The organism is Atribacter sp. (assembly GCF_035418125.1).
GTDB classification, from domain to species: domain Bacteria; phylum Atribacterota; class Atribacteria; order Atribacterales; family Atribacteraceae; genus Atribacter; species Atribacter allofermentans.
The window spans coordinates 1-13,906 of sequence record NZ_DAOLQM010000031.1 but is presented as its reverse complement, the minus strand read 5'-3'; the positions used below and the strand labels follow the sequence as shown (position 1 = coordinate 13,906).

At 38.0% G+C, this 13,906-nt stretch carries 14 protein-coding genes; all 14 read left to right on the top strand.

Going from position 1 to position 13,906, the window contains the following annotated elements:
• Positions 1 to 172: 172 nt before the first annotated feature.
• Positions 173 to 1,009, top strand: coding sequence for a sugar phosphate isomerase/epimerase family protein (locus PLK24_RS03320; RefSeq protein ID WP_324476345.1), 837 nt, complete (start codon positions 173 to 175; stop codon positions 1,007 to 1,009).
• A gap of 66 nt (positions 1,010 to 1,075) precedes the next feature.
• Positions 1,076 to 1,846 (top strand): GolD/DthD family dehydrogenase, encoded by a 771-nt coding sequence (locus PLK24_RS03315; RefSeq protein ID WP_324476344.1) that lies wholly within the window; start codon positions 1,076 to 1,078, stop codon positions 1,844 to 1,846.
• A gap of 246 nt (positions 1,847 to 2,092) precedes the next feature.
• Positions 2,093 to 3,022, top strand: coding sequence for a sugar-binding transcriptional regulator (locus tag PLK24_RS03310; RefSeq protein WP_324476343.1), 930 nt, complete (start codon positions 2,093 to 2,095; stop codon positions 3,020 to 3,022).
• 117 nt (positions 3,023 to 3,139) lie between these two features.
• Positions 3,140 to 3,910, top strand: coding sequence for a GolD/DthD family dehydrogenase (locus PLK24_RS03305; protein ID WP_324476342.1), 771 nt, complete (start codon positions 3,140 to 3,142; stop codon positions 3,908 to 3,910).
• A 116-nt stretch (positions 3,911 to 4,026) separates the two neighbouring features.
• A complete protein-coding gene (locus tag PLK24_RS03300) occupies positions 4,027 to 5,319 on the top strand; it encodes an ABC transporter substrate-binding protein (RefSeq protein WP_324476341.1) in 1,293 nt (430 codons plus the stop codon).
• Between the two features lie 70 nt (positions 5,320 to 5,389).
• The gene (locus PLK24_RS03295; RefSeq protein ID WP_324476340.1) at positions 5,390 to 6,322 is read left to right on the top strand and encodes a carbohydrate ABC transporter permease; all 933 of its coding nucleotides are present in this window, start codon (positions 5,390 to 5,392) and stop codon (positions 6,320 to 6,322) included.
• Between the two features lie 52 nt (positions 6,323 to 6,374).
• Complete coding sequence (locus PLK24_RS03290) at positions 6,375 to 7,199, top strand: carbohydrate ABC transporter permease (protein ID WP_324476339.1); 825 nt, start codon at positions 6,375 to 6,377, stop codon at positions 7,197 to 7,199.
• A gap of 47 nt (positions 7,200 to 7,246) precedes the next feature.
• Positions 7,247 to 7,486: a hypothetical protein gene (locus tag PLK24_RS03285; protein ID WP_324476338.1), complete on the top strand. Its 240-nt coding sequence runs from the start codon at positions 7,247 to 7,249 to the stop codon at positions 7,484 to 7,486.
• On the top strand, positions 7,487 to 8,593 hold the full coding sequence (locus tag PLK24_RS03280) for an ABC transporter ATP-binding protein (protein WP_324476337.1): 1,107 nt from the start codon (positions 7,487 to 7,489) through the stop codon (positions 8,591 to 8,593).
• Positions 8,594 to 8,639: 46 nt separating this feature from the next.
• Positions 8,640 to 9,749, top strand: coding sequence for an ABC transporter ATP-binding protein (locus PLK24_RS03275; protein WP_324476336.1), 1,110 nt, complete (start codon positions 8,640 to 8,642; stop codon positions 9,747 to 9,749).
• Between the two features lie 177 nt (positions 9,750 to 9,926).
• Complete coding sequence (locus PLK24_RS03270; protein ID WP_324476335.1) at positions 9,927 to 10,679, top strand: SDR family NAD(P)-dependent oxidoreductase; 753 nt, start codon at positions 9,927 to 9,929, stop codon at positions 10,677 to 10,679.
• Between the two features lie 75 nt (positions 10,680 to 10,754).
• The gene (xylB, locus tag PLK24_RS03265; RefSeq protein WP_324476334.1) at positions 10,755 to 12,263 is read left to right on the top strand and encodes a xylulokinase; all 1,509 of its coding nucleotides are present in this window, start codon (positions 10,755 to 10,757) and stop codon (positions 12,261 to 12,263) included.
• Between the two features lie 81 nt (positions 12,264 to 12,344).
• Positions 12,345 to 13,343 carry a dihydroxyacetone kinase subunit DhaK gene (locus tag PLK24_RS03260; protein ID WP_324476333.1) on the top strand — a complete coding sequence of 333 codons (999 nt, stop codon included), beginning with the start codon at positions 12,345 to 12,347 and terminating at the stop codon, positions 13,341 to 13,343.
• A 15-nt stretch (positions 13,344 to 13,358) separates the two neighbouring features.
• Positions 13,359 to 13,906 (top strand): dihydroxyacetone kinase subunit DhaL (gene dhaL / locus PLK24_RS03255; protein ID WP_324476332.1); only part of this gene is annotated, 548 nt, incomplete at its 3' end.

The following is a 13,906-nucleotide window of genomic DNA, read 5'->3' as shown; positions in this document are numbered from 1 at the left end:
GGTTCAAGGGTTGAAGCATCTCCGAGCAGTCGCCAAGGAGATTGGAGAATAAAACCATAGCAAAGGGAGAACCCTCTTTGCTATGAATTATTTAGTGATTTTAAAAAAAATAATAAGGCATTTATATATATTAAATTTTAAAGAAATTTAACAAAGGAAGGGGCTTGCTAAAGTGAAAATCAGCTTACATGCCTATGCTTTTGGTCCTCATGGTGGCTGGGTGCCAACTTATTTGGTTGAAGAAGCCATAAAGCGGACAGCGAAGCTGGGATATGATGGAATAGAACTAGATGCTGCACGTCCTCATGTTTGGCCGTATGATATTAACAAAGAGCATCGAATTGCTATAAAAAAATTGGTGAAAGAATGTAATTTAGAGGTTCCAGCAATTAGTGGATATTATTTTGGGATGAATTTTTCTAGTCCTCTTCAATCTGAGCGAGAGGCTGCTACTGATTATTTGGTTAAATGTGTTGAATTATGTAATGATTTAGAGTCCAAAGTATTAGTCGTGGTTCCGGGGGTGGTGGTTTATGGAACATCCTGGAAAGAAGCTTGGAACCGATCGCTTGATCAAATGAGACCAGGCATTAGGCGAGCTGAAGAATTAGGAGTATATATTGGGATTGAGTTTGTTAATACCCTTTGGTCAAACTTAGTAACAACATCCTGGCAAGCAGTTGATTTTATGAATGAGTGTCATTCTGATCAGGTAAAGTTAGTTTTAGACTCATCTCACGCTTTCTATGGTGGGGAAAATATTGTTGATGTCGTGCAATCATTTGGAAAAGATTTAGTTCATGTTCATTTTGAAGATTGTTTAATTGGAGCGCCGGAAACCCGAGCAGTTCCCGGTAAAGGTGATGTGAATTTAATCTCCTTTTATCAGACTTTAAAAGAAATCGGTTATGATGGCTATTTGACTGTTGAACTCTGGGGAAGTCAACCAGAGAAATATGCCCGTGAAGCATTAGAAAATACCAAAAAAATCATATCATGCTGTAAGTAAATGGTTTATTAATATTTTTACCTTTTATAAATAAGTTTTTCCGGCTTGATTTTTTGGAGGCAAACCATGGATTATGTTCCATTTAATGGAAATTTTAGTTTAGAGAGAAAAGTTGCTGTTATTACTGGGGCGGCAAAAGGTATCGGGAAAGCTATTGCTTTAGTATTTGCTCAGAAAGGTGCTGATTTAGTACTAGTAGATTTTGACAAAGAAGTTGATCATATATTAAAAAAGATTGAAAAATTGGAACGTCGAGCTGTTTTTGTTCAGGGTGACATTACAAAATCAGACACACTGCAAAGAATTTTAGATGTTGGTCTTAAGGAGTTTGGAAAGATAGAAATATTAATTAATAATGCTGGTATCTCAAGATTAGATGATGCTGAAAATTTGTCTGAAAAAGATTGGGATGATGTCATAGCTGTTAATTTAACTGCACAATTTAGATTGGCTCAAATTATAGGTCGGCAAATGATTCAACAAAGATATGGAAAGATTGTAAATATTGCATCAAAAGCTGGTTTGGTGGCTTTACCAAAACATGCTGCCTATACGGCAAGTAAAGCAGGATTAATCGGTGTTACAAAAATTTTAGCCCTGGAATGGGCTAAATATAATATAAATGTTAATGCAATTGCTCCAACTGTAATACTCACCGAAATGGGAGAAAAGGCTTGGGCAGGAGAAGTTGGTGAAGCTATGAAAAGAAAAATACCGGTAGACAGATTTGGTTATCCAGAAGAGGTAGCTGCTGCTGCATTATTTTTGGCTTGTGATGCTTCAAATTTAATAACCGGTGAAACCTTAGTTATTGATGGTGGCTACACGATTCAATAATAAATGAAATAAACTGAAAAGAATAGTTATGTCATTTCTTAATTATAAATATTTTTATAAATTTTTTGTTAATGGACAAAAAGGTATTAAATGGAAAAAGTATTTCGATTTAACTTCTTATTAATTTACATTTCTGATTGACAAACTAAAGGCTTTTTTTTATTATACATGATAATAACATATGTAATTTAACAAATGTTATTATCATGTATAATGATGGTTAACGAACAATCAGAAAAAAAATTAATGACAAAAGCAGCACAACTCTATTACGAGAATGATCTTTCCATCCTCGATATTTCTAAATTGCTGGGGATGTCCAGGCAAAGATGTTCCCGACTATTAAAGAAAGCCCGAGAGGTTGGAATTGTGCAGATCAAGATACATCGTTCTGACCATAGTCATCTTCGAAACCTGGAAAAAAGGCTACAAGAAGTTTTCCATCTTAAAAAGGTTGTTGTGACAGAAGTATTTAGTAATAGTTCTGACTATATCATAAAAAGTGTTGCCGAAGAGGGTGCGCATCTTTTAAATCAGTTTATTCAACCAAACCTAAGTATTGGCGTTGCTTCGGGAAGAACTCTCTATGAACTTGTTCAATACATAAAAACCTTAGAAGAAAGAGATTATAATATTAAAATATTTGAATTAATTGGCGGTTTAAGTCGAATTTCAGCGAATGTTGTCGCCACAGAAATATCTCGAAGCATTGCAAAAAAACTTCATGCCAAAGTATATTTTCTACCAGCTCCAGCATTCACTAAAGATCAAAAAACACGTGATGCGATGTTAAAGGATTCTATTATTAAAGCAGCCCTTTCGGAGAAAATAGATTTGGCTTTAGTTGGGATTGGAAATGTTACACCCCAAACCATGTTAATTGATACCGAAACCATAACTAAAAAAGAATATAGAGAACTATTAGAGAAAGAGGCAGTTGGTGTTATCAATGGCACTTTTTTTGATATACAAGGCAATATAGTTGAATTTGAGGGAAATAAGAGAAGAATTGCTGTCCCTTTAACTGAACTTAAAAAAGTGCCTGATATTGTGGGTGTTGCCGGAGGGTTAAATAAGGTTGATGCAATTATCGGAGCTCTGTGTGGCGGTTTTGTAAACATTTTAGTTATCGACAACCTCTCTTCAAATGCCATTCTAAAAAAGATAGAGGCTTGAAAATAAAGAAGGAGTTAATATTCATTTTATTTAGAGGTTTATTGTTGTGAACAATAGTTGCAGGCTATTAATGGCATATTAGTATAAGGAAAATACCTACAAGAAGGAGTGATCATTTTGGGAGAAAAACCATATTCTCTGAATTTTAGTTTGGAAGGGAAAACCGCTCTAATCACTGGAGCTGCAAAAGGAATTGGTAAAGCCATTGCCCAGGTATTTTCAGAATACAAGGCAAACATTATATTGGTTGATTTAGATCAGGAAGTGATCAATGTAGCCAAATCCCTTCCCGGACGGACCAATCAAAATCTTCCTATTATTGCTGATATTACTAAAAATACTGACCTTAAGAGAATTCATCAAGAGAGCTTTAAAGTTTTTCCTCGAATTGATATTTTAGTAAACAACGCCGGAGTAGGAATGTTGGATGATGCTGAAAATCTTTCCGAGGAAATCTGGGATAAAACGATGGCAGTAAATTTGAAAGCTCCTTTTATGCTCTCTCAAATCATTGGTCGAGAGATGATCAAACAGAAAAAAGGAAAAATTATCAACATTGCTTCTCAGGCGGGATTGATCGCCCTTGATAAGCATGTAGCTTATTGTTCCAGTAAAGCCGGGATTATTGGTATGACGAAAGTATTAGCTTTGGAATGGGCTGAATATGGTATTAATGTCAACGCTATTGCTCCAACTGTTATTCTCACTGAATTGGGCATAAAAGCCTGGTCAGGGGAAGTGGGAGAAGCTATGAAAAAGAAAATTCCCCTTCGTCGTTTTGGTTATCCAGAAGAAGTTGCAGCTGCGGCTCTTTACCTGGCTAGTGAGGCTTCCAATTTGGTAACTGGTGAAACCCTGGTTATTGATGGTGGATATTGCATTCAATAATCGGTTAAATTATAGGAATGAGGGAGGTGAGATTTGGTAAAAAAATTTTGTGGTGTAATTTTTGTATTCGAACAGATTAATTATTTAACGAAATACCTTAAGAAGGAGGGATTGAATTGAAACTGAAATCTCTTATTTTATTGGGAGTAATGATATTAGTTCTGGGAATGACGTCTATTGCCTTTGGATGGAGTTTAGAAGAAGCAGCCAAACCCTATGCCGGGGTTACCTTACGGTTTATAACCGAAACCACTCCCCCTAGCTATTGGGTCGAAGAAGTTGTACCTGAATTTGAGAAGGCAACCGGTATTAAAGTTATTGTTGAGCGTCAGGCCCATCCACACCTTGAAGAAAAAGCATTAATGGATTTTGCATCAAAAACCGGAATATATGATGTCTTCAACTTTGACTATTCCTGGACAGGAAAATATGTTAAGGCTGGGTATATTGAACCCTTCGAGCAGTATATGGACAACCCTGCTTTAGTCAATCCGGATAATGCTCTAGATGATTTCTATCCAAGGATGTGGGAAGGGACTATGTGGGATGGCAAAGCATATGGTTATCCTTTCGATAGTGTCATCCAGTATTTATTTTGGAATAAAGCCGTTTACGATAAATACGGTGTAGCTGGACCTCCAAAGAAGCCGGATGAATGGATGGATACCATGCAAAAGCTCAATCATCCTCCCGAACTCTATGGGACTGGTATGATGGCTAAACGTCACCTCTCAGTGGTTTGTGAATGGCTCTGTATTTTATGGGCATTTCAAGGTGAATTCTATGATGATAACTACAATGTAAAATTTAATGATGAGAATGGTGTGAAAGCTACTGAATTTTATAAAAAGATGGCAGAATTCGCTCCTCCTGGAGTAACCACTTGGACTTGGGACGATGTCAGTACCGCTCTTCAACAGGGTACAGTGGCACAATCGGTTCAGTGGGATGAAAACTATGGAAGTATGGAAAATCCAGAAGAATCGAGAGTGGTTGGACAGATGAGATATGCCCCGGTACCATCCTATGGGGACCCAGTCTCTCATTATGGTGGTTCCAGCTTAGGTATTCCGACTTCTTCCAAGAACAAAGAAGCGGCATTCCTCTTCATTCAATGGGCGACTAGTCAAGATATCCAACTCCGTGGAGTAGGTCACGGGTCTTCACCAACCAGGATGTCAGTTTATGGAGTTCAGGAACTACGTGATAAATTCCCAAGTTTTGCCGCAACAGACGAAGCTGCTGCCAGTACTGGATGGCGACCAAGAATACCGGAATGGGATGACATGGTTGAAACTCTTGCTTTGGAAATTAACTCAGTTATTGCTGGAGCGAAAGACGTGAAGTCAGCTTTAGATACTTCTGCGGCAAAAGTTGAAGAACTCTTGAAAACAGGTGGTTATAAATAAGGCGTAATTTTTAAGAAAATTTTGCTGCACAGAGATTGATATCTCTGTGCAGCAAAAGGGGGAAAGTCGATTGTCACTTAAAAAACTTTCGGTTTTTCAACGTTTTGGTTTTTGGATATCGAGCACTGAAACCAAGTTTAAATGGGCTTTATTGCTCCCCACTATCATTTTATTGGCTATAATAACCGTTTATCCAACTATTTATGCCTTTAACCTTTCACTCTCGGATTATAACTTAGCACGAGCAGCGGATACCCTGAAAGGGTATATTGGTTTGGATAATTTCCGAAATATATTAAAAGATCCGACTTTTTGGAGTTCTCTTCGAACAACAATTACCTTTACAGTGGTTGTTGTTGTGGTTGAGTTCTTTTTAGGATTGTGTATTGCTCTTATCTTACAAGGAACAGTTACTGGTTCGAGAATTGTTAGAACTTTCATCTTGCTACCAATGATTATGGCACCGATTGTCGTTGGTTTGACCTGGACTTACCTCTATCAGTCGGAGTTCGGCTTAGTTACCTTTATCCTTCGTAAGCTTCACCTGATGAGTTACGCTACTGCTCCGCTGGCTGATATTACGAGTGCACTTCCGGCATTGATGGTTGTTGATATATGGCAATGGACACCTTTTCTTATCATGGTATTATTAGCTGGGTTGGAAGCACTTCCTACTGCACCCTATGAGGCTGCCCGAATCGATAAAGCATCACCTTTTCTAGTGTTTCGGAAAATTACTCTTCCTTTGCTTCAACCGGTTATCCTCATCGTTTTAGTTTTAAGAATTATGGATGCTATCAGGGTTTTCGATATTGTATATGCATTAACCGAGGGTGGACCTGGAGAGGCGACCGATGTTTTAAGTATGTTCATTTATCGGAATGCCTTTTACCTGTGGGGGATTGGTAAAGCTTCAGCGATTTCGTTTATCTTGCTGTATATTATAATGATTGTTTCGGTTATTTTAGTAAATCTTTTAAGCCGGGCGAAGCAAACGGTTTGACCCCATGAGAAACTGAATGGGATAGACAATACTGATTTTGGGGTGGTTACTCTTGGAAAAAAACAAAACGAAAACCATAATCGCTATAATTATTATTGGGATTATTTTGGTAGTGAATGTGATGCCTTTTTTGTGGCTCATATTAACCTCCTTAAAAACCCGACTCGATATTTTTGCTATTCCACCAAAATTCTTTTTTCACCCTACTGCAAAAAATTTTATATCGGCTTTTACCAAGCGTCATTTTTTACCGATGTTTTACAATAGTCTTATCATATCTGCAAGTACGACTTTACTTTCTTTAGCAGTTGGAACTCTTGGGGCTTATTCGCTGGCTCGTTTTAAACTTTTTGGAGATAAGCACATTTCCTTTTGGATCTTAAGTACTCGTATGTTTCCTTCTATCGTATTAGTTATTCCTTTTTTTATCATGGCAACTCGTTGGGGGCTTCACGATACTCGATCACTTTTAGTGATTGTTTATACCACTTTTAATTTACCTTTTGTGGTTTGGATCATGAGAAGTTTTTTTGAGGACATACCTAGTGACCTTGAAAAAGCAGCCATGGTGGATGGATACTCCAGGTGGGATGCTTTTTGGAGGGTCATTTTACCTCTCAGTGCTCCGGGTTTAGTAACTACTGCAATACTCTGTTTCATCTTTTCTTGGAATGAATTTTTATTTGCCAATGTTTTAACTGCCGCTATGGCAAAAACTGTCCCAGTAGGAATCCGAGGGTTGGTTACTTCGCGGGCGATTGAATGGGGTGAAATAGCTGCAGTTGCAACCTTACAGGTTATTCCCGTTTTAGTATTTACATTCGCAGTTCAAAAATACATCATCCGCGGTTTAACTTTAGGTGCTGTGAAGGGATAATAATCTTTAACGAGTGATTCAAATTGCTGGAAAGGGCGTGAAGTCCAGTGGATTTTGGCTTTGGGGATCGAATTTTTGTATCAGTTATGACCACCTTTGGTCTTGGATTTTTATGGCTGGGTTGGCTGGAAAAATATCTTCCAATCTGGATTGTTCCTTTGATCGGTTTGGGTTTCGCTCTTCTGTTAATTATTCCCTGGTATCGAAAATTTAATCGAGAAAGAATCCGGGAGAAAGAAGAATTATTACAGATGAGAAACGGCATTGTGAAAAGGATGGAATCTTAAATGGCAAGCTTAACCCTGAAGAATGTATGGAAAAAATACGGGAAAGTAATTGCATTAAAAGGAGTAAATTGTGAAGTTAAGGACGGAGAGTTATTAACGATTTTAGGACCATCGGGTGCTGGAAAAACTTCACTCCTTCAAACGATTGCAGGAGTTGAAGAAATCGCTGCTGGTCAAATATATATTGAAAAACAAAGAGTTGATCAACTTCCTCCACCCGAACGAGATGTAGCTATGGTATTCGAGACTTATGCTCTTTATCCGAATAAGACAATTTATCAAAATATGGCTTTCCCCTTGCATTCACCCTTTAGAAAACTACCCAAAAATGAAATCGACCAAAAGATTAAAGAAATAGCTCAACTTCTGCAAATTGATTGGTTATTGGATAGAAATGTCTCCCAACTGAGTGGTGGGCAAAGACAAAGAGTTGCTTTGGGTCGAATGTTGGTGAGGAATCCTAAGGTATTTTTAATGGATGAACCAATTGCTCACCTTGATGCTAAGTTACGCCATCGGCTTCGGGGGGAATTAAAAAATATTCAAAGAAAGTTCGGAATAACAACTCTTTATACAACCCATGATTACCGAGAAGCATTAGGAGTGGGAGATCGTGTTATTGTCTTAAATCAGGGAAGCATTTTGCAAATTGCTGAACCGGAAAAAATATTTAATTTTCCCAAGAATGATTTTGTTGGTGGATTAGTTGGAGATCCTCCAATGAATTTTTTCGAGAGTTTTTTGTCATCAACCACTTCGGGAATTATCCTTCGGAATGAAGCTTTCGAGATGGTTTTGAACCAAAAAATGACTGAAATAATCAATGATCTCAATGTTGATCGTTTGAAGATTGGATTGCGCCCCTCCGACATACTAGTGAGCATGGCTCCTAAGGAAAATTTCTTTCCAGCAGAAGTATATGTCGTTGAACCTTTGGGCATGATACAAATACTCACTTTGGCTCAACAAAAAATAAAATTTCAAGTGAAATACTCAGGTTCTTTAAATTTCGAGATGAAGCAAAGAGTCTATTTTGGTTTTCAGCCAGATAAATTGCACTACTTCCATCCAACTACTGGTCTGAATGTATTGTTAAAAGAAGAGTAATTTTTTCAATTCGCATAAAGATTGTGATGAATGGATGTGAATGACATTGGCTAAAGTAGAGTTAAAGAAGTTATGGAAAAAATACGGAAAAGTTGAAGCGGTAAAGGGGATTGACCTTGCCATTCAGGATCGTGAATTTGTTGCCTTTTTAGGACCTTCTGGATGTGGGAAAACTTCAACCATGAGAATGATCGCTGGTTTGGAAAAAATCACGGGTGGAGAGATTTATATTGGTAATCGATTGGTAAACGAATTGGATCCGGGGACCCGCAATATAGCTATGGCTTTTGAATCTTATGCGTTATACCCACCGATGACAGTTTTTGATAATATTGCCTTTCCGTTGCATGCTATGAAATTTCCTGAAAATGAAATAAAAAGTCGAGTCCAACGATTAGCAGAAATTTTAGAATTAACTGATGTAATGACTAAATATCCAAAAGGTTTAAGTGGAGGCCATCAACAAAGAGTTTCCCTTGCTCGAGCACTGGTTCGAGATGCTGATGTATATTTGTTAGATGAACCAATTTCCCACTTAGATACCAAAATGAGAAACCGTATGAGAGCAGAATTGAAAAGAATACATGGAGAATTGGGGAAAACCATGATTTATGTTACACACGATCAGATTGAAGCATTAGCAATGGCCGACAAGGTTGTGGTAATGAATTTTGGAGTTATTCAACAGGTTGGTACACCACAAGAGATATACTTTAAACCACAAAATTTGTTTGTAGCTGACTTTGTGGGAGAGCCTCCAATGAATTTTGTTGGTTGTTCTATTGAACTTAAAGAAAAAAGTTTTATTCTGTTGTTTTCAGGCCACTCAGTTGAAATTCACGATGAGCAAAAAGTTGCGAAACTCAGGGAATTGGAGAACATCTTATCAAGAAAATGGATTTTCGGTATTCGCCCAACGAATCTACAAATATTTAAGGATGAATCCAATAACAGTTCCAATTTGATTCCAGGAATTATTTTTGCGGTTGAACCATTAGGGGATTCGAAAATTATTCACGTTCTTTGTGGTGATAAAACACTTTTGGTCGAGACTACCCCTGATTTTTTTGGATTAGAAGATGAGAAGATTTTTTTAAAAATTGACAGTGATTACCTGTTGCTTTTTGATAAAGAAACCGAGCAAATGGTATTATAATAATGAAGATAGATCTTAAATCTTGGTATGTAATGAAAAGATAATTATCTTCTTTATTCTTTTTTGTTAACGATCATTAGAAAGCATCATAAGAAGTCATAATATTTGTAGCTTGGTTTAAATAGCAAAGTTTATAAATTTAAAAATATCATAGTTTTTTTGAAAGGAGGATTTTCTTTGAGACTCGAAAATAAAATTGCTATAGTAACCGGTGCTGGACAGGGAATAGGAAAAGCTATTGCGATTGGTTTAGCCAAAGAAGGAGCTTCGGTGGTTATTAATGATATAAATGAGAATAATTGCCAAGAAGTGGCTCGAATCATAGAACAAGACTACCACCGTCCCAGTTTGGTGGTTATTGGAGATGTCAGTTTACGAAATACTGCAGTGAAAATAAAAGAAGAAACCCTAAAAAAATTTAATCGAATTGATATTCTAGTCAATAATGCTGGGATTATGATATCCGGATTAGTGGTCGACTATAGAGAGGAGGACTGGGATAGGATTTTTGCTGTAAATGCAAAGAGTGTATTCTTAATGTGTCAAGAAATCGGTCGAGTTATGGTAGAACAGCAATCGGGGAAAATTATTAACGTTTCTTCTATAGGTGCAAAAAATGGAGATGTTGCCCAAGCTGCCTATGCTGCAACCAAAGCAGCTGTGATGAACTTTTCCCGGGCACTATCAAGAGAATTTGCGCCCTTGGGAATCAACGTTAACTCTATTTGCCCAGGTATTGTGGATACTCCATTAGGTCAGGTTAATTTAAATGATCCGGTCAAGAAAGAGAAATTCATCAAAATGACTCCTAAGGGAAGGATTAGTATTCCAGAAGATTTAGCTGGTATTACTGCTTTTCTGGCCAGCGATGATGCCGATTTTATTGTGGGACAGGCAATCAATGTTGATGGAGGAATCTTATATTATTAATTATTGAATTGTATTTTTGTATATTTTTTATTTTTTGGGGGGATTAATCTAAAAAAATGAAGGGAGCTGTCGCTATTGCCTGCGGAATACATTTTAGGTATTGATTTGGGTACATCATCCCTAAAGGCATCGCTTCTCGACTTATATAATACCAAGATAATATCAGCATCAGTTGAACTGACTGTATCATATCCAGATTCTTATTCGGCCGAGCAAAATCCCTATGATTGGTGGGAAGCTTTTCGAACTTTAATTCAGAAAATAAAACAACTAATCGGAAGCCTAGATTCTATAAAAGCTATTGGTTTATCAGGACAAATGCTTGGTTTAATAAATCTTGACGGAAAAGGTCAACCCCTCAGGCCAGCATTGATTTGGTGTGATCAGAGAAGCTTTATTGAATTAAATGAAATAAGAGAAATGATTGGCGAAGAGAAGCTATTACAAAATACTGCCAACACACCGCTCACAGGATATTGGCTCCCCAAACTTTTATGGCTTCGTAAACACCAAAAGGATATTTTACAAAAATCCAGACATTATCTCCTTCCCAAAGATTATCTCCGTTATCGGTTAACCGATGAATATATCACTGAAGTATCAGATGCCTCTGGTACCTTACTCTTTGATGTCGCGCAACGCACCTGGTCAAGAAAGCTTATCAAAGATTTTAATTTTGATTTTTCTTGTTTTCCTCGAGTGGTTGAATCAACCGAAATAACTGGATATGTTTCTTTAAAAGTGTCACAAGAGACGGGCCTTCCAGAAGGAATCCCAGTTGTTGGTGGTGGTGGCGACCAGTCTTCCGGAGGTATTGGTCTTGGAGTTATTGATAAAAACATTATGTCTTGTGTATTGGGAACTTCTGGTGTTGTAATGGCTCAAACTGAAGAAGCAAAAATGGACCAAAAAAATAGAGGTTTGCATTCCTTTTGTTATTCTATCCCGGGAAAATGGTTTTTAATGGGGTGTACCTTAGCTGCAGGTGGTTCGTACCGTTGGCTTCGTCATTCTTTACTTCATCTCCAAAAGGACTTGAGTTACGATCACCTCAACTCATTAGCTGGTGAAGTTGGACCAGGAAGTGATCAGCTGGTTTTCCTGCCTTATCTTATAGGAGAACGAACCCCTCATTCCGATCCTAATGCTCGTGGTGTTTATTTTGGTTTAAGCTACCAACACGACATCCGGCATATAATTCGGGCAACCATAGAAGGAGTTGCTTTCAGCCAAAAAGAATCGATAGAAATTCTGAAAGATTTTGGGCTTGAAGCTGACCACTTGATTGTTTCGGGTGGAGCCGCTAGGAGCCAATTGTGGTGTCAAATTATGGCTGACGTTGCTGGTATTGAAGTCGTAACCACCAATATTGATGATCCAGCTTCGGTTGGAGCGGCTTTTATTGCTGGAGTCGGAACTGGTATTTTTGATTCATTTCAAAGCGGATGCGGAAGGTTTATTCGACATGGGGATGTATTAGAACCATCTTCAGAAAATAATCGGCTTTATAAGACATTATTTGAAAAATACCAAAAACTTTACCAAGTATTGAAAAATTATTACCAAGATTATCAAGTAACATGAGAATTTTAAAAAAATTACGGTCTATTTATCAATAAATTGGAAGCTAAAATTAGGTAAATATTTTACAAGGGGGTCAACTACGTGAAGAAATTTATTAATAAATATGAAAATCTTATCGAAGAGATGGTAGAAGGATATGTACTGGCAAATTCAAATAAAGTGAAACGTCTCCCTAATGAAAGAGTTTTAGTCTATTCCAACGCTCCCATTCAAGGGAAAGTAGGTGTAATAACTGGAGGGGGCTCAGGGCATAAGCCAGCTTTTATTGGATATATTGGGAAAGGTCTTTTAGATGCCGTAGCAGTTGGGGATATCTTTGCCGCTCCCCCCGTTCAGCGTTGCTATGAAGCCATTAAAGCAGCTGATGGTGGCAAAGGGGTATTGGTATGTATTGGGAATTATTCTGGTGACACTATGAACTTTGGAATAGCTGCAGAGTTAGCTCAAGATGAAGGAATTCCGGTAGAAATCTTAGTAGTAAATGATGACGTTGCGTCATCTCCAAAGGATCGAATGGATAATCGACGAGGAGTTGCTGGTGAAGTGGTTCTCTGGAAAATGATGGGTGCCCTCGCCCAAGAGGGAGCTGACCTTGCCACCCTCAAAGAAGTTGGCAACCGAACCATCTTTAACACCCGCAGTCTTGGTGTGGCTCACACACCGTGTATTATGCCCTCTTCTGGCAAACCGAGTTTCCAAATTGGTGACGATGAGATGGAAATTGGAGTCGGCCATCATGGAGAACCAGGAATACAGCGTACGAAATTGATGTCTGCTGATGAAGTCACCACCCTCATTACTCAGAAAATCCTTGAGGATCTCCCTTTTGGAGCAGGAGATGAAGTTTCAATTCTGATGAGTGGTCTTGGGTCAACCTCGCTTTTAGAAATGTATATTTGCTATCGAAAACTCCATCAAATTCTTACCGATCATCAAATCATTGTTCATCGGAATTATATTGGAGAGTATTTTACGTCAATGGAGATGGGCGGTTTTTCCATTACGCTCACCAAACTTGATGAAGACTTAAAACGGTTAATTGATGCTCCTTGCGATGGAGTACATCTCATTCAGCATTAAAGGAGACGAATAACAATGGCTGATACCATTTCTTTTAATAGGATTAAAGAGTCATTTACTTCAATTTTAAATCGACTTGAGGAAAATCGCCAATATTTGAATGACCTTGATTCTCCAATTGGGGATTCCGATCATGGAGAAAGTGTCACTGCTGCCTTTAAAAAAGTGAAAGAAGCTGTGGACGCTTACCCCGATGATCAGAATGATATTGGAAGCCTCCTCCAATCGATTGGAAAGGCGATCATTTTCTCTGGCGGAGCAGCCATGGGACCACTTTACGGAACCGCTTTTATGGATGCAGGAACAGCCGTTTGTGGAAAAAGCACACTTACTCGGGAAGACTTGGTTGCTCTAATGATGGCTTTTGCTCATGGCATCGAACGAAGAGGAAAGGTAAAAATTGGAGAAAAAACCATGTTTGATACCATTTATCCAACCGCTGAATCCCTTCAAAAAGCCTTTGATGAGGGGAAACCTCTTTCAGAGATGATCAATGCCGGTATTGCTGCAGCAAAACAAGGTATGGAATCCACCAAAGACATGCTTTCCTTAAGAGGTCGTTC

Bases quoted from the DNA above. Each gene is read 5' to 3' on its own strand.
- PLK24_RS03315 (WP_324476344.1), top strand. From the start codon at position 1,076: ATGGATTATGTTCCATTTAATGGAAATTTTAGTTTAGAGAGAAAAGTT.
- PLK24_RS03310 (WP_324476343.1), top strand. From the start codon at position 2,093: ATGACAAAAGCAGCACAACTCTATTACGAGAATGATCTTTCCATCCTC.
- PLK24_RS03280 (WP_324476337.1), top strand. From the start codon at position 7,487: ATGGCAAGCTTAACCCTGAAGAATGTATGGAAAAAATACGGGAAAGTA.